This window comes from Altererythrobacter sp. BO-6 (assembly GCF_011047315.1).
GTDB lineage: Bacteria > Pseudomonadota > Alphaproteobacteria > Sphingomonadales > Sphingomonadaceae > Erythrobacter.
Genome location: NZ_CP049259.1, coordinates 3,001,301 through 3,024,862, shown reverse-complemented (window position 1 = coordinate 3,024,862; position 23,562 = coordinate 3,001,301). Strand labels below are relative to the sequence as shown.

The 23,562-nt window shown below is 62.2% G+C and carries 23 protein-coding genes, 1 tRNA gene and 2 pseudogenes; 11 read left to right on the top strand and 15 right to left on the bottom strand.

The genetic code is table 11. From position 1 onward, the window contains the following. Positions 1–81 precede the first annotated feature (81 nt). Positions 82–651: a phosphoribosyl-AMP cyclohydrolase gene (locus G6N82_RS14760; RefSeq protein ID WP_206520237.1), complete on the top strand. Its 570-nt coding sequence runs from the start codon at positions 82–84 to the stop codon at positions 649–651. 88 nt (positions 652–739) lie between these two features. On the opposite strand, the gene G6N82_RS14755 is transcribed toward G6N82_RS14760, so the two are convergent. From G6N82_RS14755 to G6N82_RS14745, 3 genes are all read right to left on the bottom strand, one after another. After that, the gene (locus G6N82_RS14755; protein ID WP_165197749.1) at positions 740–2,596 is read right to left on the bottom strand and encodes a M2 family metallopeptidase; all 1,857 of its coding nucleotides are present in this window, start codon (positions 2,594–2,596) and stop codon (positions 740–742) included. Between the two features lie 112 nt (positions 2,597–2,708). Continuing rightward, entirely contained in the window at positions 2,709–3,467 is a 759-nt protein-coding gene (locus G6N82_RS14750) for an alpha/beta fold hydrolase (RefSeq protein WP_241255133.1), read from the bottom strand. Continuing rightward, positions 3,464–4,126, bottom strand: a complete 663-nt coding sequence (locus G6N82_RS14745) for a 2-hydroxychromene-2-carboxylate isomerase (RefSeq protein WP_165197745.1) — start codon at positions 4,124–4,126, stop codon at positions 3,464–3,466. The genes G6N82_RS14750 and G6N82_RS14745 overlap by 4 nt, the downstream gene beginning before the upstream one ends. A 103-nt stretch (positions 4,127–4,229) precedes the next feature. Between G6N82_RS14745 and G6N82_RS14740 the strand changes: the two genes are divergently transcribed. The 3 genes from G6N82_RS14740 to G6N82_RS14730 are packed head-to-tail and all read left to right on the top strand — an operon-like array spanning position 4,230 to position 7,301. Further along, positions 4,230–4,649, top strand: coding sequence for a MarR family transcriptional regulator (locus G6N82_RS14740; RefSeq protein ID WP_241255132.1), 420 nt, complete (start codon positions 4,230–4,232; stop codon positions 4,647–4,649). After that, complete coding sequence (locus tag G6N82_RS14735; protein WP_241255131.1) at positions 4,642–5,727, top strand: HlyD family secretion protein; 1,086 nt, start codon at positions 4,642–4,644, stop codon at positions 5,725–5,727. Before G6N82_RS14740 ends, G6N82_RS14735 begins: the two co-directional genes overlap by 8 nt. A gap of 23 nt (positions 5,728–5,750) precedes the next feature. Then, positions 5,751–7,301, top strand: a complete 1,551-nt coding sequence (locus G6N82_RS14730; protein ID WP_241255130.1) for a DHA2 family efflux MFS transporter permease subunit — start codon at positions 5,751–5,753, stop codon at positions 7,299–7,301. A 15-nt stretch (positions 7,302–7,316) separates the two neighbouring features. On the opposite strand, the gene G6N82_RS14725 is transcribed toward G6N82_RS14730, so the two are convergent. Together G6N82_RS14725 and G6N82_RS14720 are read right to left on the bottom strand one after the other, a co-directional pair. Beyond that, positions 7,317–7,871 (bottom strand): hypothetical protein, encoded by a 555-nt coding sequence (locus tag G6N82_RS14725; protein ID WP_165197739.1) that lies wholly within the window; start codon positions 7,869–7,871, stop codon positions 7,317–7,319. A 4-nt stretch (positions 7,872–7,875) separates the two neighbouring features. Next, a complete protein-coding gene (locus G6N82_RS14720) occupies positions 7,876–8,901 on the bottom strand; it encodes an aspartate-semialdehyde dehydrogenase (RefSeq protein WP_165197737.1) in 1,026 nt (341 codons plus the stop codon). Between the two features lie 77 nt (positions 8,902–8,978). Between G6N82_RS14720 and G6N82_RS14715 the strand changes: the two genes are divergently transcribed. Further along, on the top strand, positions 8,979–9,899 hold the full coding sequence (locus G6N82_RS14715; protein ID WP_165197726.1) for an alpha/beta hydrolase: 921 nt from the start codon (positions 8,979–8,981) through the stop codon (positions 9,897–9,899). Here the strand turns inward: G6N82_RS14715 and G6N82_RS14710 are convergent. The 9 genes and pseudogenes from G6N82_RS14710 to G6N82_RS14670 form a co-directional block, all read right to left on the bottom strand. Beyond that, positions 9,859–12,087, bottom strand: a complete 2,229-nt coding sequence (locus tag G6N82_RS14710; RefSeq protein WP_165197724.1) for a S9 family peptidase — start codon at positions 12,085–12,087, stop codon at positions 9,859–9,861. The two genes, G6N82_RS14715 and G6N82_RS14710, sit on opposite strands and share 41 nt — an antisense overlap. A gap of 121 nt (positions 12,088–12,208) precedes the next feature. Further along, a complete protein-coding gene (rplS, locus tag G6N82_RS14705; protein WP_165197722.1) occupies positions 12,209–12,577 on the bottom strand; it encodes a 50S ribosomal protein L19 in 369 nt (122 codons plus the stop codon). Continuing rightward, positions 12,574–13,080: pseudogene (locus tag G6N82_RS15245) on the bottom strand (tRNA (guanosine(37)-N1)-methyltransferase TrmD); the annotation flags it as partial. The pseudogene G6N82_RS15245 and the gene rplS, both read right to left, overlap by 4 nt. A 130-nt stretch (positions 13,081–13,210) precedes the next feature. Beyond that, positions 13,211–13,432 (bottom strand): annotated as a pseudogene (locus tag G6N82_RS15240) (tRNA (guanosine(37)-N1)-methyltransferase TrmD); the annotation flags it as partial. After that, entirely contained in the window at positions 13,429–13,929 is a 501-nt protein-coding gene (gene rimM, locus G6N82_RS14690) for a ribosome maturation factor RimM (RefSeq protein ID WP_165197719.1), read from the bottom strand. The pseudogene G6N82_RS15240 and the gene rimM, both read right to left, overlap by 4 nt. Before the next feature lie 8 nt (positions 13,930–13,937). Continuing rightward, a complete protein-coding gene (gene rpsP / locus G6N82_RS14685; RefSeq protein WP_165197717.1) occupies positions 13,938–14,453 on the bottom strand; it encodes a 30S ribosomal protein S16 in 516 nt (171 codons plus the stop codon). Between the two features lie 33 nt (positions 14,454–14,486). After that, the gene (gene ffh / locus G6N82_RS14680; protein ID WP_165197715.1) at positions 14,487–15,959 is read right to left on the bottom strand and encodes a signal recognition particle protein; all 1,473 of its coding nucleotides are present in this window, start codon (positions 15,957–15,959) and stop codon (positions 14,487–14,489) included. Between the two features lie 152 nt (positions 15,960–16,111). After that, positions 16,112–16,187 (bottom strand) — tRNA-Ala (locus tag G6N82_RS14675). 280 nt (positions 16,188–16,467) lie between these two features. Then, positions 16,468–16,803 (bottom strand): TIGR02300 family protein, encoded by a 336-nt coding sequence (locus tag G6N82_RS14670; RefSeq protein ID WP_165197713.1) that lies wholly within the window; start codon positions 16,801–16,803, stop codon positions 16,468–16,470. Between the two features lie 121 nt (positions 16,804–16,924). Here G6N82_RS14670 and aroA point away from each other — a divergent pair, with 121 nt between their 5' ends. From aroA to rpsA, 4 genes are all read left to right on the top strand, one after another. Beyond that, a complete protein-coding gene (gene aroA / locus G6N82_RS14665; RefSeq protein WP_165197711.1) occupies positions 16,925–18,295 on the top strand; it encodes a 3-phosphoshikimate 1-carboxyvinyltransferase in 1,371 nt (456 codons plus the stop codon). A gap of 88 nt (positions 18,296–18,383) precedes the next feature. After that, the gene (locus G6N82_RS14660; protein WP_165197709.1) at positions 18,384–18,977 is read left to right on the top strand and encodes a hypothetical protein; all 594 of its coding nucleotides are present in this window, start codon (positions 18,384–18,386) and stop codon (positions 18,975–18,977) included. 47 nt (positions 18,978–19,024) lie between these two features. Continuing rightward, a complete protein-coding gene (locus G6N82_RS14655) occupies positions 19,025–19,645 on the top strand; it encodes a d(CMP) kinase (protein ID WP_165197707.1) in 621 nt (206 codons plus the stop codon). Positions 19,646–19,858: 213 nt separating this feature from the next. Then, positions 19,859–21,565: a 30S ribosomal protein S1 gene (rpsA, locus tag G6N82_RS14650; protein ID WP_165197705.1), complete on the top strand. Its 1,707-nt coding sequence runs from the start codon at positions 19,859–19,861 to the stop codon at positions 21,563–21,565. A gap of 73 nt (positions 21,566–21,638) precedes the next feature. Here rpsA and G6N82_RS14645 read toward each other — a convergent pair whose 3' ends face one another. Next, a complete protein-coding gene (locus tag G6N82_RS14645) occupies positions 21,639–22,037 on the bottom strand; it encodes a hypothetical protein (protein WP_165197703.1) in 399 nt (132 codons plus the stop codon). A 77-nt stretch (positions 22,038–22,114) separates the two neighbouring features. On the opposite strand from G6N82_RS14645, the gene G6N82_RS14640 reads away from it, so the two are divergent. Together G6N82_RS14640 and gloB are read left to right on the top strand one after the other, a co-directional pair. Next, a complete protein-coding gene (locus G6N82_RS14640; protein ID WP_165197701.1) occupies positions 22,115–22,708 on the top strand; it encodes a TetR-like C-terminal domain-containing protein in 594 nt (197 codons plus the stop codon). Between the two features lie 68 nt (positions 22,709–22,776). Continuing rightward, a complete protein-coding gene (gene gloB / locus G6N82_RS14635; protein WP_165197699.1) occupies positions 22,777–23,532 on the top strand; it encodes a hydroxyacylglutathione hydrolase in 756 nt (251 codons plus the stop codon). The last annotated feature ends 30 nt before the right edge of the window (positions 23,533–23,562 follow it).

Below are 23,562 nucleotides of genomic sequence, written 5' to 3'. Positions count from 1 at the left end.
GGCGTTTGGCCCAAGCTTCTCCAGCGTCGACAGTGCTCATCAAATTCCCCTCCGGGGGCAGATAATTCGTTGGAGAATTCAATGCGCAAGTTTGTAATGGTACCTGCGATCGCCGCAGCCAGCCTCGCTCTCGCCGCTTGCGGCGAAACCGCAACCGATACCACCGCGACCGAAGAAACCGCCGCGGCTCCGATCACCGCTGAAGAAGTCACCGCGGCCCAGCAGGCCTGGGGCGAAGGCATCGTCAATATCGGCAAGGTTTCGACCGAAGGCGGCGACGTGAAGCAGGCCGCCACCGACCATATCAACACCTTCTACGCCTATGAAGACGGCATGCCCGTGCTGTTCAAGCCGACGCTGGCCGCTGAAGACCAGTTCCGCGGCACCTTTGACGAAGCGCTGAGCTACTTCATCGGCACCGAAGGGACTGAAGATGGCGGCTTCGCGATCAAGCCGTGGACCAACGTTCGCTGGGAAAACGAAGGCACCATCATCGATGGCGACAGCGCGATCGCCATGGGCAACTATTACTTTACCGACACCGATGGCAATGACACCAAGGTGGAATACACCTTCGGCTACAAGAAGAACGCCGACGGAGACCTGGTGATCGACCTGCACCACTCTTCGGTGCCGTTCAGCGCCAACTGATTACCTTTCAGCGAGGTCGCTCCAAGCGAGCGACAAAAAGCCCCCATCGCAGCGATGCGGCGGGGGCTTTTCCGTTTCACGCTACAGCTTACCAGCCCTTGGGCTTACCCTTGTTCTGCTGGTCGAGCCATTTCTTCAACGGCGCGAAATATTCGACCATCGCCTTGCCGCTCATCTGGCGGCTACCGGTGAAGGCTTCGAGCGCGTCGGGCCACGGCTTCGAGGCACCCATTTCGAGCATGGCGTTCAGCTTCTTGCCGACTTCCTCATTGCCATAAAAGCTGCAACGGTGCAGCGGCCCCTTCCAGCCAGCCGCGTCGCAGGCAGCCTTGTAGAACTGGAACTGCAGGATCCGCGCAAGGAAATAGCGCGTGTAAGGCACGTTGCCAGGGATGTGGTACTTTGCACCGGCGTCAAAACCGCTTTCGTCGCGCGCGACCGGCGGAGTGATGCCCTGATATTGCAGTCGCAGGTCGTTCCAGCCCTTGTTCAGCTGGTCGCCGGGGATCGAACCTTCAAACAGGCCCCAACGATAGCGATCGACCAGCAGGCCGAACGGCAGGAAGGCGACCTTGTCCATCGCCTGGCGCAGCAGCAGGCCGATATCTTTGTCCGCGCTGGGAACCTGCGATTTGTCGAGCATGCCGATCTGGACAAGGTATTCGGGCGTGATTGACAGCGCGATCATGTCCCCGATCGCTTCGTGGAAACCGTCATTGGCGCCGTTGAGGTGCAGGTAATCCTGCTGGTTATAAGCGCGCTGGTAATAATTGTGCCCCAGTTCGTGATGGATAGTGGTGAAGTCTACTGCGTTGGGCTTGATGCACATCTTGATCCGCAGATCGTCGACATTGTCGATGTTCCATGCCGATGCATGGCACACCACCTCCCGGTCGACCGGCTTGATGAACTGGCTGCGCTCCCAGAAGGTTTCCGGCAGCGGGGCGAAGCCGAGCGAGGAGAAAAACTGCTCGCCCACCTTGACCATCTCGATCTCTGACAGCCCTTTCTGCTCAATCAGCTCTGTCAGGTCATAGCCGATATCGCCCGCACCCGCGGGGGCAACCAGCGGGTAGATATTGCCCCATTCCTGCGCCCACATGTTGCCGAGCAGATCTGCGCGGATCGGGCCGGTCCTGGCCTGCACCGTGTCGCCATACTTTTCGTTCAGTTTGGAACGGACGTAAGTGTGGAGCGCAACGTAGAGCGGTTTCACTTCCTGCCACATCCGCTCGGTTTCAGCAGCGAAGGCGTCTGGGTCCATGTCATAATTCGAACGCCACATCGCGCCGAGATCGGCGAATCCCAGCTCTTTGGCGCCTTCATTGGCGATGCCGATCATGCGCAGGTAATCACCCTTCATCGGCGCGCCGACATTATCGTGCCAGCTGGCCCACATCTCGGCGAGTTCTGCCGGTGACCGCTCGAGATTGCCCATTTCGGCTTCGATATCCGAGCCGTTGATTTCCTGGCCATTGAGCGTCCCCTTACCCTTGCCATAGGCCGAGTTGAGCCGGGTCGCGAGCTCGTTGAGTTCGGTCGCGGCGCCTTCGCGGACCGGGGCCGGCATGACGATGCCGGTGCGCAGGATATCGAGCTTGCGCGCGACTTCGGGATCGAGCCCTTGCACAGTTGCAAAGCGCGCCGCCTCATTGGCGTAGGCGACGGATTTCTCCGTGCCGATAGCGCCGTACTTCGCAGCGAGCGCATCGCTATCGTAGGTGATGTAGGTCGAGTTGATCCACGCGACCTGGGCGTTCTCCTTCCCGAAATCGAACAAATCCTTTTCGACCATGGCGACCCAGGCTGCGGCGCCTTCTGGCGTCAACGGATAAGCTTCCGCCGGAGTGGATGACGGCGCGGCGGCGTGGTCGTCCGCACGCGAAACAGTGCTGGTGGCGAGCGAAATCGCCAGCGCAGAAAGCGCTACTTTCGAAAATTTCATGGGTGCGTCCCTTCAGAATGAAACCAGTTTCATCTGATACGGGACTGAACCGATACCGGCGATGAATCAAGCCGGACGGGTAGCTAATCGACGAAACGCAATTGACAGCGGATCAAGAGGCCAAAAAGCGCACAATCGTTTCGCCCATTTCGGGTTTGGTGGCGGAGATAAGGTGCGCGCCTGGCGTTTCGACGAAGGTGGCATCGGGAAGCAATGCGGCCAAATCTTCGGCCGATCCATTGTCCCGATCCTCGTCGCCGCACACCACCAGCGTGGGCATGGTGACATGTGCCAACCGAGCCGGGTCGAGATCGGTAAAGGTATCGAGCAGTAGCCGCGCGGCCACCCGGTCCACTCCTTGCGATTTCAGGAACTGCCGCGATAGATAGGCCGGATCGCCCGGCTTGATGCTGTCGAACTCGTCGATCACGCGCCGGAAGAAGGCGGACCGCTGCTGCCAGTCAGCTACGCCAGCAACGCCCATTCCGGCCACGACCAGGCGTTGCGGCTGCAGCACGCCGCTCGATACCGCATGCAGCGACGTGCGCGCGCCGAGCGAGAAGCCGACGAGATCGTAGTCCTCAAGCTCGCAATGCTCGATCAGCGCAGCGACATCGCGCACCAGCACATCCTTCGGATAGTTCGCGGGATCGGTCGGGCTGTCGCTTTGCCCATGGACGCGAAAATCGAGCATGATCGCCTCGAAGCCCGCTTCGGCCAGCCGCGCGGCATGGCCCCACTTGATCCAGTTCATCTGCGCGCTGGAAAACAGTCCGTGCAGAAGCACGACCGGGCGGCCTTGACCCGTGCGATGGATGGCAAGGCGTGTTCCGTCGAAGCTTTCGAAGAAGGTCGTCACTATATCGCTCACTGGCCTGCTGTCCTTGGTGCCAGCCCTTTTTGCTCCATCCGCCATTTCACCATCTCGATGCGGTCCTGCCCGAAGAAGGGCTCACCCTCGAAAACAAGTGTCGGCACGCCCCAATGGCCCGCATCTGCGAGGGCTTTCTCATTCGCGCCAATCTCTGCATCCAGCTGTTTCGCTTCTGCCTCCACCTCAGCGTCGAGTTCGGCCAGGTCGAGCCCCGCTCGGGCCGTGGCCTCAGCCATGTGCTCGCCTTCGTGCCAATCGTCGACTTCGCCCGACCAGATGATCCTCGACACTTCGTCGGCAAAGGCCAGCCCCTGCCCTCGCTTCGCCGCTGCCTGGCCCAACCGCGTAAGGCGGTAGATATAGGGCTGCTCCGCTGCAATCTCGCGCGTCATCAAATTCTGCACGATCGGATCGGGCCGCGGCCAGCGATAAGGTATGCCGAGCATCTGTGCGCTGCGGCCGGCGTCCATGAAGATGTAACGTCCGGAGAGCGGGCTGCCGGTGAACAGGATATCGGGATCGCGGATGGCAATCGGATAGACCGGCCTCAGCGCAATATCGACATCAAGGGCTTCTGAAAGCTCACGATACCTCCCGATGGCAAGGTAGCTATAGGGCGAGCGAAAGCTGAAATAGAGATCTGAAGAAAGCGTCATGGTGCCACGCTAAACGGCTTCGCGCCCGCCCGCCAGAGGCAGCTTGCAGATAATAAGCATGCTTATTATATGTGCACGCATGATTCCCGAACTTGGCTTTCGCATGTCCGACAACTCGCGCCAGCTGCGCCGCCTGTTCGACGAGCGCGTGCGCGACCTTGGCCTCACCGCCGCACAGGCGCGCCTGCTGCTCTCGCTTGACCTGTTTCCGGGCGAGAATCAGTGCTTTCATGCAGACCGCCTGGAAATCGAGCCGATCACCCTCACCCGCATTGCCGACCGGATGGAAGATGCTGGCTGGCTGGAACGGCGCAATGACCCAGCTGACCGGCGCGCGCGTATCCTGCATCTTACAGGCAAGAGCCGCGACATCGTCGACAAGTTGCAGGCCACAGTTGAGCTTTTGTTTGAAGACACGCTCAAAGGCCTGAGTGCGTCCGAGCGTGACACGCTGGGCAGGCTGCTCGACCGGATCGGCGACAATTTGGCCCGCGCCCGCGCAATGGAGCTGGCTGATGGCTGATATCGACGCGCAATTCGAGACATCCGCCGAAGCGAGCCCGGCGCAGATTGAGCCATCCAGCAAAGCAGCGCCGCGCCGTAAATGGGGTCGGCTGGCGCTGATGCTGTCATTGCCGCTCGCTTTGCTGCTTGGTGGCGCTCTCTACTGGCTAAGCCTCGCGGGCAAAGTCTCGACCGACAATGCCTATGTCCAGGCCGATAAGGTCACTGTCAGCGCTGAAGTGGGCGGACGGATCGTTGAAACATTCGTCAAGGACGGCGACGACGTGGCCGCCGGGCAATTGTTGTTCCGGATCGATCCCGAGCCGTACCAGTTGGCGCTTGCCGAAGCGCAGGCCGAACTCGCGCAGGCCCAAGCCAATGTGATCGCACTGTCGAATTCACCCGACCTTGCCGGGGTCGATATTTCCGCCGCACGCGAGGACATCGCCTTCGCTCAGGCGCGGTTCGAGCGGGTGCGTGCCCTGCGCGATCGCGGCTTCAGCACCAAGGCTGATTTCGAAGCGGCGGAACATGCCGTGGCGCAGGCGCGCGAAGGCTTGCGCCAGGCCGAAGCACGCCAGCACGAAGCTCGCGCAAAGCTTGCCACCGCACCCGCCGTGCCGGGCGAGAACCCGCAGATCGCCCGCGCCCGGGCGCGGATCGCCGATGCCGAGCTGGCGCTGAGCCGGACCGAAATCCGCGCCCCCGCGGCCGGACGCATCGCCCAAGCAGATCGCCTGCAGGTCGGCCAGCAAGCAGTCGCCAGCCTGCCGTTGGTGACGCTGGTGATGGCCGATGCGAGCTATGTCGAAGCCAATTTCAAGGAAACCGACCTTGCCGACATGCGCGAAGGCCAGCGCGCCAAGGTCGAGCTTGACGCCTATCCGGGCCTCGAACTCGACGGCAAAGTGGCGTCGATCGGCGCCGGGACTGGATCGGAATTCTCCGTCCTACCGGCTCAGAATGCCACCGGCAATTGGGTCAAGGTGACGCAGCGCGTGCCCGTGAAGATCGAACTCGTCGAAAAGAGCCCGCGCCGCCTGATCGCCGGGCTTTCCGCCGACGTCACGATCTACACCGCTGACAAGCGCGACTAAGAATGGCGAGTGCAGCGCAGCCGATGCCTGCAGCAAGCCCAACCGCTGACGAGGCGCATCTCCATACCGACAATTACTGGCTGTTGATCGTCGGTATCATGGCGGCCTCGCTGCTGCAGATCCTCGACACCACCATCGCCAATGTCGCGATCCCGCATATGCAGGCTTCGCTCGGGGCGACCATCGACAGCGTCACCTGGGTGCTGACGAGCTATATTATCGCCTCTGCGGTGGCGCTGCCGATAACCGGCTGGCTGGCCGACCGGATTGGCGCGCGGCGGCTGTTCATCGGCTCTGTAGCCGGCTTCATCGTCACTTCGATGCTGTGTGGCATGGCGCAGAACCTTGAAGAGATGGTGATATTCCGCGCGATGCAGGGCGTGGCCGGTGCCTTCATCGCGCCGCTCAGCCAGGCCTTCATGCTCGATATCACCCGCCCCAGCCGCCACGCACAGGTGATGGCGATCTGGGGCATGGGCATCATGATCGGCCCGATCCTGGGCCCGATCCTGGGCGGTTGGCTGACCGAAAGCGCCAACTGGCGCTGGGTGTTCTACGTTAATCTGCCAATTGGCGTACTGTCGCTCGCAGCGCTGCTGGCCTACCTGCCCCAGCCCGACCAGCGCCGCCGCCCGTTCGACCTGACCGGATTCATCCTCCTCGCTATTGCGCTGTCCGCACTGCAATTGTTGCTTGATCGCGGTGGCCATCTCGACTGGTTCGACGCGGGCGAAATCTGGGTCTACGCCTTCCTTGCGCTTGCCGCAGGGTGGATGGTGGTGATCCACCTTGCGACGACCGAACATCCGATTTTCGACATAGCGCTGTTCCGCGACCGGAATTTCGTCTTTGCCTTGGCTTTCATGATCGTGATCGGCGTGGTGATGTTCGCCACCATGGCGCTGTTGCCGCCGATGCTGCAGAACCTGTTCGGCTATGGCGTGATCGACACGGGCGTTGTCCTGATGCCGCGCGGCGTGGGCATCCTGATCAGCATGCAGGTTTCGGGCTGGCTCATGCGCCACGGGTGGGATGCACGGCCGGTTGTGGCATCAGGATTCCTGATCTGTGCCTGGTCGCTATGGCAGATGGCGCATTGGTCGCTCGGGGTCGACCAGTACCACGTCATTGTTTCCGGCCTGCTGCAGGGGCTCGGCATGGGGTTGGTGTTCATCCCGCTGCAGGTCAGCGCTTTCGCCACGCTCGCCCCGCGCCTCCGCACCGAAGGGTCGAGCCTGTTGAACCTGTTCCGCTCGCTCGGTGCATCGGTCGGGATCGCTTTGATGACAGTGCTGGTCGGCGCGAACATCCAGACCAGCCACAGCGATCTTGCGGGGCACATCACGGCAGCGACGGGCAACGTCATCGATTTCTCGACCATCGACCGCTACCAGGCGTTCGGCGATATGGCGCTGCGGATCGTCGATGGCGAAATCAACCGGCAGGCGGCAATGATCGCCTATATCAACGATTTCTGGCTGATGATGTGGATCACGATCGCCGCGGCGCCATTGGCGTTCCTGATGCGCGGCAATCCGCGAGCGCCGGGCAATCTTCCGCCGCCGGGCGAATAGCGGCTCTGCAGCAGTCTAGCGCAAAATGCAGTTGGTGCCGGCCCACAGCCGGGAAACCTTGGCCGTGTCGCCATCGCTGTCGAACAGGAACGAGATCACCGGGTCGCCTTCCTTGCCGAGATAGAATTCGGCGCCGAGCGTACTGTCCGTCACTTCGGTTAGCCCGCCCGCAGCCTCGGCCAGTTCTGCGCGCGGCAGATCCGGCACATAATCGCCGCCGCTGGCCATCCAGCCAACGAAATTGCCGCCCTGGAAGTTGAGCACGATCCCGTCATAGACCGTGGTGCTGATCACGCCTGCCGGGCATTCGCTTTGCGAGGCGCGCTCCTTGATGCTGCCCAGTGCGCTGGCCAGCGCGTCCTCGACTTGACCACGCTCGGTCCCGAATGCCACTTGCACAGCCGCCTGCCCATCCTGCGCCGGCACTGTAATACCGGTCGCGTCGAGATTGACCGAGGGCTTGGCCGGTTCGGGTACGGGAGCGACTGCCGCCTCCTCCGCTGCCCCTTCATCTGCTGCCGGACTACAGGCCAGCAGGGCGAACAGCGGGAGTGCGGCAATCCATTTCATGGCTTCAGCCCTTTTTCAGGTGACGGCGGCCCAGCAGTTCGGCGATCTGCACCGCGTTGAGCGCGGCACCTTTACGCAAATTGTCGGACACGCACCACAGCGTCAGGCCGTTCTCGACTGTCGGATCCTCGCGCACGCGGCTGACATAGGTTGCCCCATCGCCGACGCATTCGATCGGGGTGATATAGCCGCCGTCCTCGCGCTTATCGACCAGCATCACGCCCGGCGCCTCGCGCAGGATCTCCTGCGCCTGCTCTGCCGAAAGCTCGTTTTCGAACTCGATGCTGACCGCTTCGGAATGGCCCACGAACACCGGCACGCGCACGCAAGTGGCGGAAAGCTTGATCTTCGGGTCGAGGATCTTCTTGGTCTCGACCGTCATCTTCCACTCTTCCTTGGTGTAGCCATCGTCCAGGAAGACATCGATGTGGGGGATCAGGTTGAACGCGATCTGCTTGGTGAACTTTTTCGTTTGGACAGGATCGCCCACGAAGATTGCGCGGCTCTGCTCGAACAGCTCGTCCATCCCGGCCTTACCTGCGCCTGAAACAGACTGATAGGTTGAGACCACCACCCGCTTGATCGTTGCCGCATCATGCAGTGGCTTCAGCGCCACCACCAGCTGCGCGGTCGAGCAGTTGGGATTGGCGATGATGTTCTTCTTCGAATAGCCATCGATCGCATCCGGGTTCACCTCGGGCACGATCAGCGGCACGTCGGGGTCCATCCGCCAGTACGAGCTGTTGTCGATAACCACGCAGCCTTGCGCCGCCGCCTTGGGCGCGTATTCCTTGGCCGGGCCGCCGCCCGCACTGAACAGCGCAATATCATAACCTGTGAAGTCGAAATGCTCGATGTTCTTGCACTTGAGCATGCGGCCGGTGTCGCCGAATTCCACTTCGGTGCCGGTCGAGCGCGGCGATGCCACCGCTGCAACCTCGTCACAGGGGAACTCGCGTTCAGCAAGGATCTGCATCATTTCGCGCCCGACATTCCCGGTCGCGCCGACAACAGCAACTCGATAGCCCAATTCACATACTCCAGGGTTTGAATTCGCTTTGCGCGCTGCGCTGCCCAAGCTAGCGTCACATAGCAAGAGGAAAACCTATGCACGCCAATAACGACACATGGCGCCGAGGCGCGAGATACTTCCGCTTTGGCGGTCACCAGGTCGCCTATTGGACCCATGGCCTGATCGAAGCCGATACCAAGCCGCTTTTGCTGGTGCACGGATTTCCAACGTGCTCCTGGGATTGGGCGGCAGTCTGGCCACTGCTGGGTGCAGAGCGCAGCCTGATCGCCTGCGACATGCTGGGCTTCGGCTTGTCCGACAAGCCGAACATGCAGTATTCGATCGACCTGCAGGCCGATCTGCAGGAAGCATTGCTGGCGCATCTTGGGGTCACACAATGGGACGCGCTGGTGCATGACTATGGCGTATCCGTAGGGCAGGAGCTTGTCGCACGCCAGCTGGAGGGTTCAGCCGCACGCGGGCTGGAGCAAATAGTGTTCCTTAATGGCGGGATCTTCCCCGACCAGCACCGCGCCCGCCCGATCCAGAAGCTGGGGACCTCGCCGATCGGTTTCATCGTCAGCCAGTTCCTGAATCGTAAGGGTTTCGGCAAGAGCTTCTCCCAAGTCTTCGGACCTGACACACAGCCAAGCGAAGCCGAGCTCGACATTTTCTGGGAATTCATCAGTGAGAATGGCGGACACCGCATCTTCCACAAGCTGCTGCACTACATCGCGGATCGCAGGGCCAACGAGGCGCGCTGGGTTGGCGCGCTAAAGCAGGTTCAGCCGAGGGTCGGCCTGGTCAACGGCGCGCTCGATCCGGTATCGGGCCAGCATGCATGGCAGGCCTGGCGTGAGCGCTTGCCATCAGCACGGCAACACCTGCTTCCCAAGGTGGGGCATTACCCGCAGGTCGAAGCCCCGGAAGAAGTCGCCGCGAAGGCGCTCGAATGGCTGGCCGAGGCGCCCCGCCCTATTCGGGCGGGGTCACGCCGTGCCGTTCGAGGAAGCTGAAGATCGAATTCCACAGATGGGGCGAGATCTTCTCGCCTGACACGCGGTGGGTGTAACCGGGATAGAGCATCATCTCGAACGGTACATTGTCACCCTGCAGCTTGGCGATCAGTTCGGAAGAATGCTCGAACACGACGTTATCATCCGCCATGCCGTGGATAAGCAGCAGCGGATCGCGCATCTTCGTCGCGTCCTCCATCGCATTGGCCTTGTTGTAAGCCTCGGGCACTTCGCGCGGGTCCCCCATGTAGCGCTCGGTATAATGCGTGTCGTAGAGTTCCCACTTGGTCACCGGCGCGCCCGAGATCCCCGCAGCATAGGTGCCGGGTTCGGCCTGCAGGCGCTTCAGTGTCATGTACCCGCCATAGGACCAGCCGTAGATCGCGATCTTCGCGGGATCGACGAAAGGCAGCGACTTGAGGAATTCGGTTCCGCGTGCCTGGTCGCGCACTTCGACCCCGCCCATCGCGCGGTAAAGCGGCTGTTCGAAGTCGACCCCGCGATTGGCCGAGCCGCGATTGTCGAGCACGAACCAGATATAGCCCTTATCGACGATCGCCTGCGCCAGCGTGCCTTCCCATGCCCGGTCGACCATCTGCGGGCCCGGCCCACCGTAATGCATCACGAACACCGGATACTGCTTGCCCGGCTCCATCTCCGGCTTGATCATCAGCCAATGCAGCGGCGTGCCGTCTTCCGCCGCGATCGTGCCATATTCGGGCGCGACATGGCTGGCGAGATAGGGCGCGTAAGGATGGCTGGCGTCAAGCGCGTTTTCCTCCACCCAGGCGATGCGATTGCCCACGGTGTCCGCGAGGTAGGTCTGCGCCGGCTGCAAAGGCGATGAGCGGGTTACAAGCAGCGATTGCGCCTTCTTGTCCATCACCGAGGCGTTGACATAGCCCGGCTCGGTCAGCCGCTGCCATTCGCCCGGCTTTGCCAGGTCGAGCGCGTAGACATGCCGTTCGAGCACGCCATCGGCATTGCCTTCGAAATAGAGCCGCCCCAGTTCTTCATCGACACCGGCAAGGCGCGTGACCATCCATTCGCCTTTGGTCAGCTGGGCCCATGCACCGTCCTTGAAGTGGTAGAGATGGCCAAACCCGTCGCGCTCGCTCCACCAGATCAGCGAACCGTCCTTGAGGAAGCGATAGTCGTCACCCAGGTTGATCCAGTAATTCTCGCGCGCGGCGCGTTCGGTGAACCAGACTCCGCTCGCGCCAGTAGCAGGATCGACCTTGAGTATATCGAGCACGGTCTGCGCGCGGTTCTGCCGCTGGACATAAATCGCGCTGCCATCGGGCGCCCAATCGACCCGGGCGATGTAAATGTCGGTCTCTGTGCCAAGGTCGATCTTCACCCTGTTCTGCCCGTCGGGGTCGATCACATAGAGCTCTACAATCGCATTGTCGGTCCCCGCCGCCGGATAGCGCTGCTCGAACACGTTTGTGCCGGTGGCGCCGATCGCCGCGCGAGTGACAATCCCGACCGGGCTTTCATCGGTGCGCTGGACGACGATGCGGCGTTCGTCCGGGCTCCACCAGAAACCGGTCAGCCGCGCCATTTCTTCCTGCGCGACGAATTCGGCCTCACCCCAGCGGATCGTGTCCGCTTCCTTAGGCGTGACCGGCGCGGCAGCCGCACCAACCGTGCCAACCCACAGCTGGCGATCGCGCACGAAGGAGATGAAGCTGCCTTCGGGGCTGAGCATCGGGTTGAGTTCCGTCTCCTCGGTATCGGTCAGGCGCGTGATTTCGCCATCGAGCCCGGCGAGGTAAAGATCGCCGTCAAGCGGCACCAGCACCGCCTTGCCATCGCTCGCCCATTGATAGCTGATGATGCCGGTGAGGTTGCCGACGCGCTGCCGCTCGCGCTGCATCTTCTCGTCTTCGGATAGCTCGCGGCCGGAACCGAGCCGCTTGGAATCAACCAGCATGGTCCATTCGCCCGTCTCACGATCGAAGCCCCACAGGTCATAGCGCTCCTTTTCCTCGGCCCGGTTGCGCAGCAGGGTCAGATAGCGCCCTTCAGGCGACAGCTTGACCTGGCGCGGACTTGGCCCATCGAGCGAAGGCGAAGCAAAGACCCGCTCGAATGTGAGCTTTTCCGTATCGCTCATGGCTTCAACCTGGGCGTCGGCTGGCATGGCAAGGCAGAATGTAGCGGCAGCGGCGAGAAGGAGACGCATTTCAAGGACAGGCCTTTCGTTTCGATTGCGCGTGCAATGGCGAGTTTGACAATGAAATGCAAAAAGGGCGCGGCAGTTTCCCGCCACGCCCTTCGAATTCGTCGCACTGAGTGCGCCCGGCTTAGGCCTTCGGCGCGTTCTCGCGGCGTTCGGCGATACGTGCACTCTTGCCAGTGCGGCCACGCAGGTAATAGAGCTTCGCGCGACGCACCACGCCGCGGCGGACCACGGTGATGCTGTCGACGATCGGCGAGTAGAGCGGGAACACGCGTTCCACGCCTTCGCCGAAGCTCATCTTGCGCACGGTGAAGTTCGAACCCATGCCGCGGTTCGAACGCGCGATCACCACGCCTTCGTAATTCTGGATACGCTCGCGGTTGCCTTCGACAACCTTCACGCCAACGCGCACGGTGTCACCGGCGCGGAATTCGGGAATGTCCTTGCCAGCCTTGGCAATTTCTTCCGCTTCGATCTGCTGGATCAGGTTCACTGGTCCAAGTCCTTCTTCTTTCGCCGCGCGCCAGAGGCAGGCTGGTCCCGAGCGCCACTATAACGCTCCCAAAGGTCCGGCCTGCGTAACCGAGTGTCTTCTTCGCTTCTTGCCTTGCGCCAAGCAGCGATCTTCGCATGATCCCCCGATCGCAGCACTTCAGGGATCGCGCGCCCTTCCCATTCCTGAGGTCGGGTATATTGCGGATATTCCAGCAGCCCTTCTTCGAAGGACTCCTCGTGTCCGCTGTCGGGCGCGCCCATTACGCCGGGAAGCAGGCGAATGCAAGCGTCAAGTATGGCGAGCGCGGCGGGCTCTCCGCCGGAGAGGACGATGTCGGCAAGGCTAACCTGCTCGATCTCGGGCCGCGCTTCGAACAGCCGCTCGTCAAACCCCTCGAACCGGCCGCAGATGATGGTGACGCCTGGGCCGGACGCGATCTCGCGGATACGCGCCTGAGTGATCGGCTTTCCGCGCGGGGTCATGGCGAGGATGGGAATATCCTCCCCCACCGGGGGAGGGGGGACCATCTAAGGCGTTAGCCGCCGGATGGTGGAGGGGCACGGTCGAGTTTGCGGGAGGTACCCCTCCACCGTCTTCGACGGTCCCCCTCCCCGTTCCAGGGAGGATTGAGTCCAGCGCTGCCGCCATCACATCGGGTTTAAGCACCATCCCGGCTCCGCCGCCTGCCGGCGTATCATCAACCGTGCGGTGTTTGTCTGTCGCAAAGTCACGCGGATTCACCGTGGTGCAAGACCAATCACCGCGCTCGAGCGCCTTGCCCGCAAGGCTCACGCCCAGCGGTCCGGGGAACATCTCTGGATAGAGCGTGAGGATGGTGGCGGCGAAGGTCATTCGACGAAATCTGCCGCGATCACAAGCTTTTCGCCATCCCAATCGATCACTGCGACCTCGATCATCGGCACCATGAAGGTCTTCTGCCCCTTCGCTGGCGCCGGGTCTTTCTCGATCTCGATAATATCGGTGGCGCCGAAATTGTGGACCGCGATCGAACGGCCCACGATGTCCCCCGTGTCGGTCACGACCGCAAGGCCAATCAGGTCGGCGTGATAATATTCGCCTGCCCCAAGCGTTGGCAGGTTGTCGCGCGATACACTCAGCACGGTGCCGCGAAGTTTCTCAGCCTCGTCGCGGCCCGAAACCTCGGCGAAGCGGGCGATCGCCCCGCCCTTGTTGTCGCTGCGGATTTTTGTGAGGGTCAGCGCCCCGTCATTGAAGCTTTTGTGCTTGGCGAGCGCATCCACGCCCTCCCCAAACAGCTTCAGTCGGATTTCGCCCGTCACGCCATGCGCGCCGGTGATGGCTGCCAGCGTAACGGGCTTGTCCGACATGGAAAGGCTTACTCGGCCTTTTCTTCAGCCGCGTCTTCGGCCGGTGCTTCTTCAGAAGCAGCTTCTTCGGCAGGCGCATCTTCCGCAGCTGCTTCTTCAGCCGGAGCTTCCTCAGCTGCCGCCTCTTCTACCGCTACTTCTTCCTCGGCGGGTGCTTCAGCAGCAGCTTTGGCAGCTTCTTCAGCCTCAGCCAGCTTGGCAGCCTTTTCCTCAGCACGCTCCTTGGCGGCTTCGCCCGGCTCGCCCTTCTTCGGGTTGTTGCGCGGAGCGCGCTCAAGCACGCCGGCGGCGTCGAGGAAGCGGTGGACACGGTCGGTCGGCTTGGCGCCCACACCAATCCAGTAGCGCGCACGGTCTTCATTGAGCTTCACGCGCTCGCCCGAGTCCTTAGGCAGCATCGGGTTGTAGGTGCCGATCTGCTCCAGATACTTGCCGTCACGCGGGCTGCGCGTGTCCGACACGACGATGCGGTAGTAAGGACGCTTCTTCGCGCCACCGCGCGACAAACGGATTGCAACTGCCATTGTGTATTACCTTTCCAGTCTAAACTTTTGAAATTACTTCTTGTTCAATAAATCTCTGAGTTCGGGCGGAAGCGTGTCCGGATCGACCGATGGACCCTTTGGGCCACCCAGGCCGGGCATGCCTGCACCGGGCCCACCGAGCCCAGGCATGGCTGCGCCCAGCCCGCCGCCACCAAACATCGAGGCCAGGCCCTTGAGCCCGCCCATCTTCTTGATCTGCTTCATCGCGCGGGCCATTTCCTGGTGCATCTTCAGCACCTTGTTGACCGTCTGCACATCGGTGCCGCTGCCTGCTGCCACGCGCTTCTTGCGCTTCGCGTTCATCAGTTCGGGCCGGGCGCGTTCCTTCGGCGTCATCGACCCGATGATCGCATCCATATGGACGAGCACCTTGTCATCCATGCCGCTGGCCGCCATCGCCGCCTTGGCCTTCTTCATGCCCGGCATCATGCCCGCGAGCATGCCAAGGCCGCCCATATTCTGCATCTGGTTGAGCTGCATTCGCAGGTCGTTCAAGTCGAACTGACCCTTGGCCATGCGCTTGGCCAACGCTTCGGCGTCTTCTTCCTTGATCGTCGCCGCGGCTTTTTCCACCAGGCTGACGACATCGCCCATGCCCAGGATCCGGTCGGCCACGCGCGAGGGATGGAACGCTTCGATGGCATCGAGCTTTTCACCGGTACCGGCGAACTTGATCGGCTTGCCGGTGACGTGCCGCATGGACAGCGCCGCGCCGCCGCGGGCATCGCCGTCCATCCGGGTCAGGATGACACCGGTCAGCGGCACTTCGCCGCTGAAGCTCTGCGCCACGTTGACCGCGTCCTGGCCGGTCAGGCTGTCGACCACCAGCAGCACCTCGTGCGGGGTGGAGACGCCGGCGACAGCCTTCATTTCGGCCATCAGCGCTTCATCGACATGCAGGCGGCCTGCGGTATCGAGCAGCAGCACGTCAACGTTTTGCAACCGCGCCGCTTCCATCGCGCGGCGGGCAATGTCGACCGGCTGCTGCCCCGGCACGATCGGCAGGGTCGCTACATCAACCTGCTCGCCCAGCACCTTGAGCTGCTCTTGTGCCGCAGGGCGCTGGACGTCGAGCGACGCCATCAGCGACTTCTTGCCGTGCTTTTCCCGGATCAGCTTGCCGAGCTTGGCAGTCGTCGTAGTCTTACCCGAACCCTGCAGGCCGACCATCATGATCACGACCGGCGGCTTGGCATCCAGATCAAGGCCCGGCGTTTCCGCCCCGCCCAGCATCTCGACCAGTTCGTCATGGACGATCTTGACGACCTGCTGCCCCGGTGTGACCGAGCGCAGCACATCCTGGCCCACGGCCTTTTCGGTAACCGCGTCGATAAAGCGGCGGGCGACAGGCAGCGCGACATCGGCTTCGAGCAGCGCCACGCGCACCTCGCGCATGGCATCGCGCACGTCCTGTTCGGACAGCGCGCCGCGGCCGCGCAGGCGGTCGAACACATTGCCGAGGCGATCTGACAGATTGTCAAACATGCCTGTCCGTTACTCCTTTCCGACCCCTGTGGACCGGTAAATGCGAAAAACGCCGGCGGACGAAACCTCGTCAGCCAGCGTGCGAATTGTTTGCCTGGTTACTTCCCTGACGGAAGCTCCCGGACCGAAATCCGACTTTGTTCAGTCTCGAGTGGTGGAGCCTAGCGGGATCGAACCGCTGACCTCTACAATGCCATTGTAGCGCTCTCCCAGCTGAGCTAAGGCCCCGAGCACTCGATATGTGCAGGCGTTGCCGCCTGCGGGAAGCGCCCTTTATAAAGCGCGCCTCCCTATTGCAAGAAGCTTTTTGTTTTTCGCAAGCGCATCCGCGCTTGCATCCTCGCCGCTAATCCCTCCGCTTCGCTATGGGGCGCCTGCGGGCGGCCGGTCGGCCTTGCGCCGGGCGGGTCTTGGTCGCGGCAGCCAAAGCGCGACTGCGCGTCGCGGCTAATGCCGCGAAAGCCAAGCGGGCCGGAGGGCCCGCGCCCGGCGTTTGAGGGCCAAAATACTAACTATCATCCTCATCGTCGTCACCGGCACCGGTGCTGACGCCAAGGTCGTCATCGCCGCCCAGGTCGACATCATTGTCCGGGGAATCGTCATCCTCGTCGATATCTTCCAGATCCTCGAGATCGTCATCGCCGCCCAGATCGCTATCGGCATCGACGTCTTTCTTCTTCTCGTCTTCCTCGAACGGGATCGGCTGCTTCGGCTTGAGCACCGGCTCGGGATACCATTCCTCGCCGCATTCGATGCAAGCGACCGGCTCCGACTTGCCCAAATCGTAGAAGCGTTCCCCGCATTTGGGGCAGGAACGCTTGGTGCCCCATTCTGGCTTTGCCATATCTTTGTATTCCCTTGGTCGGGCCCCTTTGCGAACTTGCCGGGCCGCGCAAAAAATTCTCTTTCTTGATGGGTAGCTTTTCACCCCGAATCAAGAGCGCGGCGCGCCTTGCCATAGGGGCATGGCGCTGTCAAAAGCCGCGCTCCATACCGCATCCACCCAAATCGTCGAGATTCCCTTGCCAGCCCACCGCTTCCAGCCCCTTGGACCCCTGACCGGACGCCTGCGTGTTCCCGGCGACAAGTCGATCAGCCACCGCTCGATCATGTTCGGCGCGCTGGCGGTGGGCGAGACCCGCGTCACCGGCTTGCTGGAGGGCGAAGACGTGATGGCGACAGCTGATGCCATGCGCAAGATGGGCGCCACCATCGAAAAGCGCGGCGAAACCTGGCACGTCCACGGCGTGGGCGTGGGCGGCCTGCTGCAGCCCGAAAGCCCGCTAGACATGGGCAATAGCGGCACCAGCACTCGCCTTTTGATGGGTCTCGTCGCCAGTCACGCGATCAGCGCGACCTTTATCGGAGACGCCAGCCTATCGAAGCGACCGATGGGCCGCGTGATCGAGCCGCTCTCACAAATGGGCGCCGGTTTCGAGGCTTCGGAGGGCGGCACCCTGCCCCTCACCATGCACGGCTCAGTCCCGGCGGTGCCCATCACCTATCGCCTGCCAGTCGCGAGCGCGCAGGTGAAGAGTGCAGTGCTGCTCGCGGGCCTAAACACTCCGGGCATCACCACTGTGATCGAGCCGGTGCCGACTCGCGATCATTCCGAGCGGATGCTGCGCGGTTTCGGTGCGGAGCTGGAAGTCGAGGAAGCGAACGGGGAACGGATCATCCGAATCCGCGGCGAAGCCGAGCTCAAGCCTCAGCAGGTGGTGGTGCCGGGCGATCCCTCTTCCGCCGCTTTCTTCATCGTCGCGGCCCTGATCACCGAAGGCAGCGATCTGGTGATCGAGAACGTCGGGTTGAACCCGACCCGCGCTGGCCTGATCGCGGTCTTGCGCCAGATGGGCGGCAGCATCGAAGAGCTGGACCGGCGCGAAGTTGGCGGCGAACCTGTGGCAGACCTGCGCGTGCGGCATTCACTCTTGCAAGGAATCGCTGTCGATCCAGCCGTGGCCCCCAGCATGATCGACGAGTTTCCTGTGCTGTTCGTGGCTGCTGCGCTGGCGCAAGGCACTACAACGACGAACGGGCTCGACGAGTTGCGCGTCAAGGAGAGCGATCGCCTGTCCGCGATGGCGGCTGCTTTGATGCTTGCCGGTGCGCGGGTCGAGGAACGCGAAGACGGGTTGGTCATCCACGGCACCGGCGGCGATCCGCTGCCGGGCACATCCGGCGAACCCGTCACCACCCATCTCGATCACCGCATCGCGATGTCCATGGCGGTGGCCGGGCTTGCCAGCCGCGCTGGCGTGGAGGTCGATGACACCTCCCCCATCGCCACCAGTTTTCCCAATTTCATGACACTGCTGGAAGCGGCAACCGCGTGAGCGAGCCGACGTACTAGGCCTTCCTGATCGTTGACCCTGCCTGCCCGGCAAGGGATGCTCAGCAATGGGCGAAGGAAAGGCACCGAAGATGCAAAGAGCGTTGACGATCGTGTTCGCTGCAATGGCGTTGGCAGCTTGCGGCAGCGAGCCGGCCAGCGAGCCGCTGGTTGCACCGCCTGAACTGGCCGAGGCATTTATCGAAGGGGCGAAAGCGCAACCTGCCAGCGACACGCCAATTGCCGATCCATGGCAGCGCGCCGGAACAAGCTTCTCGAAATACCCACTAGGAGAAGAGGTGCTGCCGCAAGCGGTCGGGCGCCTTCGCAACGGAGAGATCTGCGACGACGGCGATATCCTTTGCGAATGGGAAGACGAAAGCGGCGTCGTGCATATCTTTGGTGGGCCAAAGCTCGCGATCAAGCTGATCGACGTTTACCCGGACACTGGACCAATTGCCGCATTGGGGATCGGCGATGCGCGCCAGCAAGGTGACGTGCTGAAAAATGTGCGCGCGTTCCTGCCGGAAGTCAAAGTCACTTGCCTCAGCGCTGGCGAAGCGGGCGAAGGTGAAGGGATTTCGTCTTGTGGAGCCGATTTCACCGGTGGCGGCTGGATCAAGCTGCTGTTCGGCGCCGATGGCACGCTCAAGACTGCCCGGATCGACGCTTTCCAGATCGACTAGGCGCCAAGCGGATTGCCGGAGTGGCTTGCGGATCCTATGGCCGCCGCATGATCATCGCAGTCGACGGCCCCACTGCTTCAGGCAAAGGCACCATAGCTAAGGCAATCGCCGCGCATTTCGGCCTGCCGCATCTCGACACCGGGCTACTGTATCGCGCAGTCGGCCGGCAGGTGCAGCTCAATGGCGGCGACCCCGACGATCCGGCCGATGCGCTGGCGGGGTGTCAGTTCCCTGACGACTTGCTGGGCGATCCGATCCTCCGCAGCGAGGAGACCGGCGGCTATGCCAGCCGGGTCTCGATCCATCCCGCCGTCCGCCTTGCCCTTTACGAGCGCCAACGCGCTTTCGCCACGCAGCCCGGCGGCGCCGTGCTGGACGGGCGTGACATCGGCACAGTTATCGCGCCCGAGGCTGACGTGAAGCTCTTCATCACCGCCAGTGTACAGGAACGCGCACGGCGCCGCTGGCTGGAGATGCAGGACCGCGAGATCGAACTGCCCTTGATCGAAATCGAGCGCGACATCGTCGCGCGCGACGCGCGGGACATCAACCGCAAGGACGCCCCCTTGCGGGCCGCACCCGATGCGTTGGTGATCGACACCACCAGCTGCAATCGCGAGCAGGCGATCGAGATCGCCATCGAAGCGGTCGAGACTGCGCTGCGCTAGGCCGCAAATCGCTTGCTTTTCGCAGGTCATTGTCCTAGGCGCGCGCCCGTCCCGGACATCCTTGGATCGAACGGACCTTCGCGACGGCATGCGGCCCCGCGGAGATGTCGGCCTCTTGCCCCGTACACCTGTGCAATCGTGCATGGGGGACGGAGAAAGACCCCGGAAAAACCGGTGGCCGGTAGCAAACATGTGAACAGGAAACCCTGAACTATGGCAACTTCTGCCAATCCCACTCGCGCCGATTTCGAGGCGCTTCTCAACGAACAACTCGGCGGCGCCGGCGAAGATGGCTTCGAGGGCCGCGTCGTCAAGGGCACCGTTACCGCCATCGCCAATGGCATGGTGCACATCGATGTCGGCCTGAAGAGCGAAGGCCGCGTCGATCTCAAGGAATTCATGCGCGGCGAAGACGAGCACGGCCTGGCGGTCGGCTCGGAAGTCGAAGTGTTCGTGGACCGCATTGAAAACGCCGATGGCGAAGCAATGCTCAGCCGTGACCGCGCCCGCCGCGAAGCCGCCTGGGACAAGCTGGAAAGCGAATTTGGCGAAGGCAAGCGCGTGGAAGGCCGCATCTTCGGCCGCGTCAAGGGCGGCTTCACCGTCGACCTCGACGGCGCCGTAGCCTTCCTGCCCGGCAGCCAGGTCGATATCCGTCCCGTGCGCGATGTTGCCCCGCTGATGGACGTGCCGCAGCCCTTCCAGATCCTCAAGATGGACCGCCGCCGCGGCAACATCGTAGTGTCGCGCCGCGCCGTGCTGGAAGAAACCCGCGCCGAACAGCGCAGCGAGCTGATCAACGACCTCGCCGAAGGCCAGATCACCGAAGGTGTAGTCAAGAACATCACCGATTACGGTGCCTTCGTTGACCTGGGCGGTATCGACGGCCTGCTGCATGTCACCGACATGAGCTACAAGCGTGTCAACCACCCCAGCGAAGTGATCGAAATCGGCCAGACCGTGACCGTGCAGATCATCCGCATCAACGAAGACACGCAGCGCATCAGCCTGGGCATGAAGCAGCTCGAAAGCGATCCGTGGGATGGCGTGGCAGCGAAGTATCCGGTTGGCATGAAGCTGTCCGGCACCGTCACCAACATCACCGAATACGGCGCCTTCGTGGAGCTGGAGCCGGGCATCGAAGGCCTGGTCCACGTCAGCGAAATGAGCTGGACGAAGAAGAACGTCCACCCGGGCAAGATCGTTTCGACCAGCCAGGAAGTCGAAGTGATGGTGCTGGAAGTCGACAGCGACAAGCGCCGCATCTCGCTCGGCCTCAAGCAGGCTCAGCGCAATCCGTGGGAAGAGTTCGCCGAGAAGCACCCGGTTGGCACCGAAGTCGAAGGCGAAGTCAAGAACGCCACCGAATTCGGCCTGTTCATCGGCCTCGATGGCGACGTCGATGGCATGGTCCACATGTCGGATATCGCCTGGGGCATCTCGGGCGAAGACGCGCTGGCGCTGCACCGCAAGGGTGAAATGGTCAAGGCGATCGTGCTCGATGTGGATGTCGACAAGGAGCGCATCAGCCTGGGCATGAAGCAGCTCGAAAAGGGTGCTCCGACCGAAGCCGGTACGGCAGCAGCCGGCTCACTGCGCAAGAACCAGACCGTGACCGTGACCGTGCTCGAAGTCCGCGATGGCGGCCTCGAAGTGCAGGTTGGCGAAGATGGCGCGACCGGCTTCATCAAGCGTTCGGACCTCGGCCGTGACCGCGACGAGCAGCGTCCTGACCGCTTCCAGGTCGGCAGCAAGGTTGACGCGATGGTGATCGGCTTCGATCGCTCGAAGAAGCCGAACTTCTCGATCAAGGCGCGCCAGATCGCTGAAGAGAAGGAAGCTGTGGCACAGTTCGGTTCGTCCGACAGCGGCGCATCGCTGGGCGACATCCTGGGCGAAGCGCTGAAGAAGAAGGACTAAGCTTCTACCCTCGCTTTATGGGAATGAGGGCCCGTCTGCTCGCAAGAGCAGGCGGGCCTTTCTTTGCGTAACTTCAGGCCGGGTCGCGCTTCCCTGATGAAGCAAGCAACCAGCCGAGAATCGTTGCCGCAGCAACCATCACGATCACCGCACCCTGAGCGGCGAATGTTAGTGGTATCCCATCGCTGTGGCTCATGGACCCGCCGTAAAGCGGGCTCAGCACATATGCGGCAAGGAAGCCGCCGATCACGATCAACGCAACCGCGCAGGCTTCGCGCTCCCGTCCGCGAAGCCAAACGAGCCAACCCATGTAAGCGGCCAGCGCGCAATGTGTGATCAGCTGCCAGACATTGTGCAGCCGCGCGTGACCTGGCCAGTCAGGATTGAAGACATGCGTAGGACTGACTTCGAGCAGCGGCGTAACCACTGCAAAAGGCAGGATCGCGAGAGTGAACAGCAATTTTCGAATCATCGACACCTCCAGTGAACGTTGACACTGTCAATATAGTGTCGGTTGACAACGTCAATTAAAGAGGCAGGTTCGCCGGTATGAACGCAATCGAAAGCAGCAGACGAAGGAATGGCGACGGGGCGGCAAGGCTGCTGGCCGCAGCCCGCGACCTGCTGGACACGCACGGCGCCGATCATGTCACGATCCGCGAAACCGCACGACGCGCCGGCGTGTCTCACGCCGCACCGGCGAACCATTTTGCGGACCGACGCGCGCTGTTGTCAGCCCTCGCGGCGCAAGACTTCGAAGAAATGGCCCAACTGGTCGAGGCAGCGACAGACGGCCTGCCTCCGGCGTCATTACCCCGCGCACGCGCCATGGCCGATGCGGTGCTGAAATATGCGCTGCGTCATCCCCATCGTTACCGGTTGCTGTGGCGCGCCGATCAACTCGACATCACGAGTGCACCGCTGAATGAGGCAATGGAGCGGCTCTATGCGAACTTGCTGGTCACAATTGGCGATGACCCAGACAGCGAGATTGAGCCCAGTACCAGCCGCTCCCTGGCCCTTTGGAGCCTCGTCCATGGCTATGTCAGCCTGACTATCGACAATCTCTTCTCACTCCAGGCAGACGAGCGGACAGGTGCTCCGCGCCTGCATGCGATGATAGAGCTGCTGTTTGCCGATTAGCTATAGAGACAGCGCCCTCGGCTGATCCCCACTTCCCTAAACCCCTGATCGCTTTTAGGGTGCAAGCCATGCTAGAAATTCACCAGTTCCCCTGCCTGTCCGACAATTACGGATTCCTCATCTACGATCCTGTCAGCGGCGAAACCGCCGCGATCGACACGCCCGATGGCAAGGAATATCTGCGCCAGGCCGAGACCAAGGGCTGGACCATCACCCAGATCTGGAACACGCACTGGCACCCCGATCACGCCGGCGGCAATGCGGATATCGTTGCCGCAACCGGAGCGAAAGTGATCGCCCCGCAGGAGGTTGAAAAGATCTCATCCATCGACCGGGTGGTGGCGCATGGCGATGCCGTGGCGCTGGGCAGCTTCACCGCAGAAGTGATCGACGTGTCCGGCCACACCAATGGGCATATCGCCTATTATATCCCTCAGGCGGGCGTGGCCTTCGTGGGTGACAGCGTGTTTGCGCTGGGCTGCGGCCGGATGTTCGAAGGCGAGCCGAAGCAGTTCTGGGACAGCCTTGCCCGGATCAAGGCGCTGCCGCCGGAAACCACGCTCTATTGCGCGCATGAATACACTCAGTCGAACGCGAAATTCGCCCTGCATGCTGACCCCGACAATGCCGCGCTGCAAGACTACGCCGCCGAAATCGATGCCAAGCGCGCCAAGGGCGAATGGACTGTGCCGACGCAACTTGCGCGCGAACTCGCCACCAACCCCTTCCTGCGTGCCGACAATGACGACATGCAGGCGCGCTGGGGCGGCAACGCACCGCATGAGACCTTTGCCGCATTGCGAGCCGCCAAGGACAATTTCTAAGTCTTCTCGTCATTGCGAGGAGCCCGATAG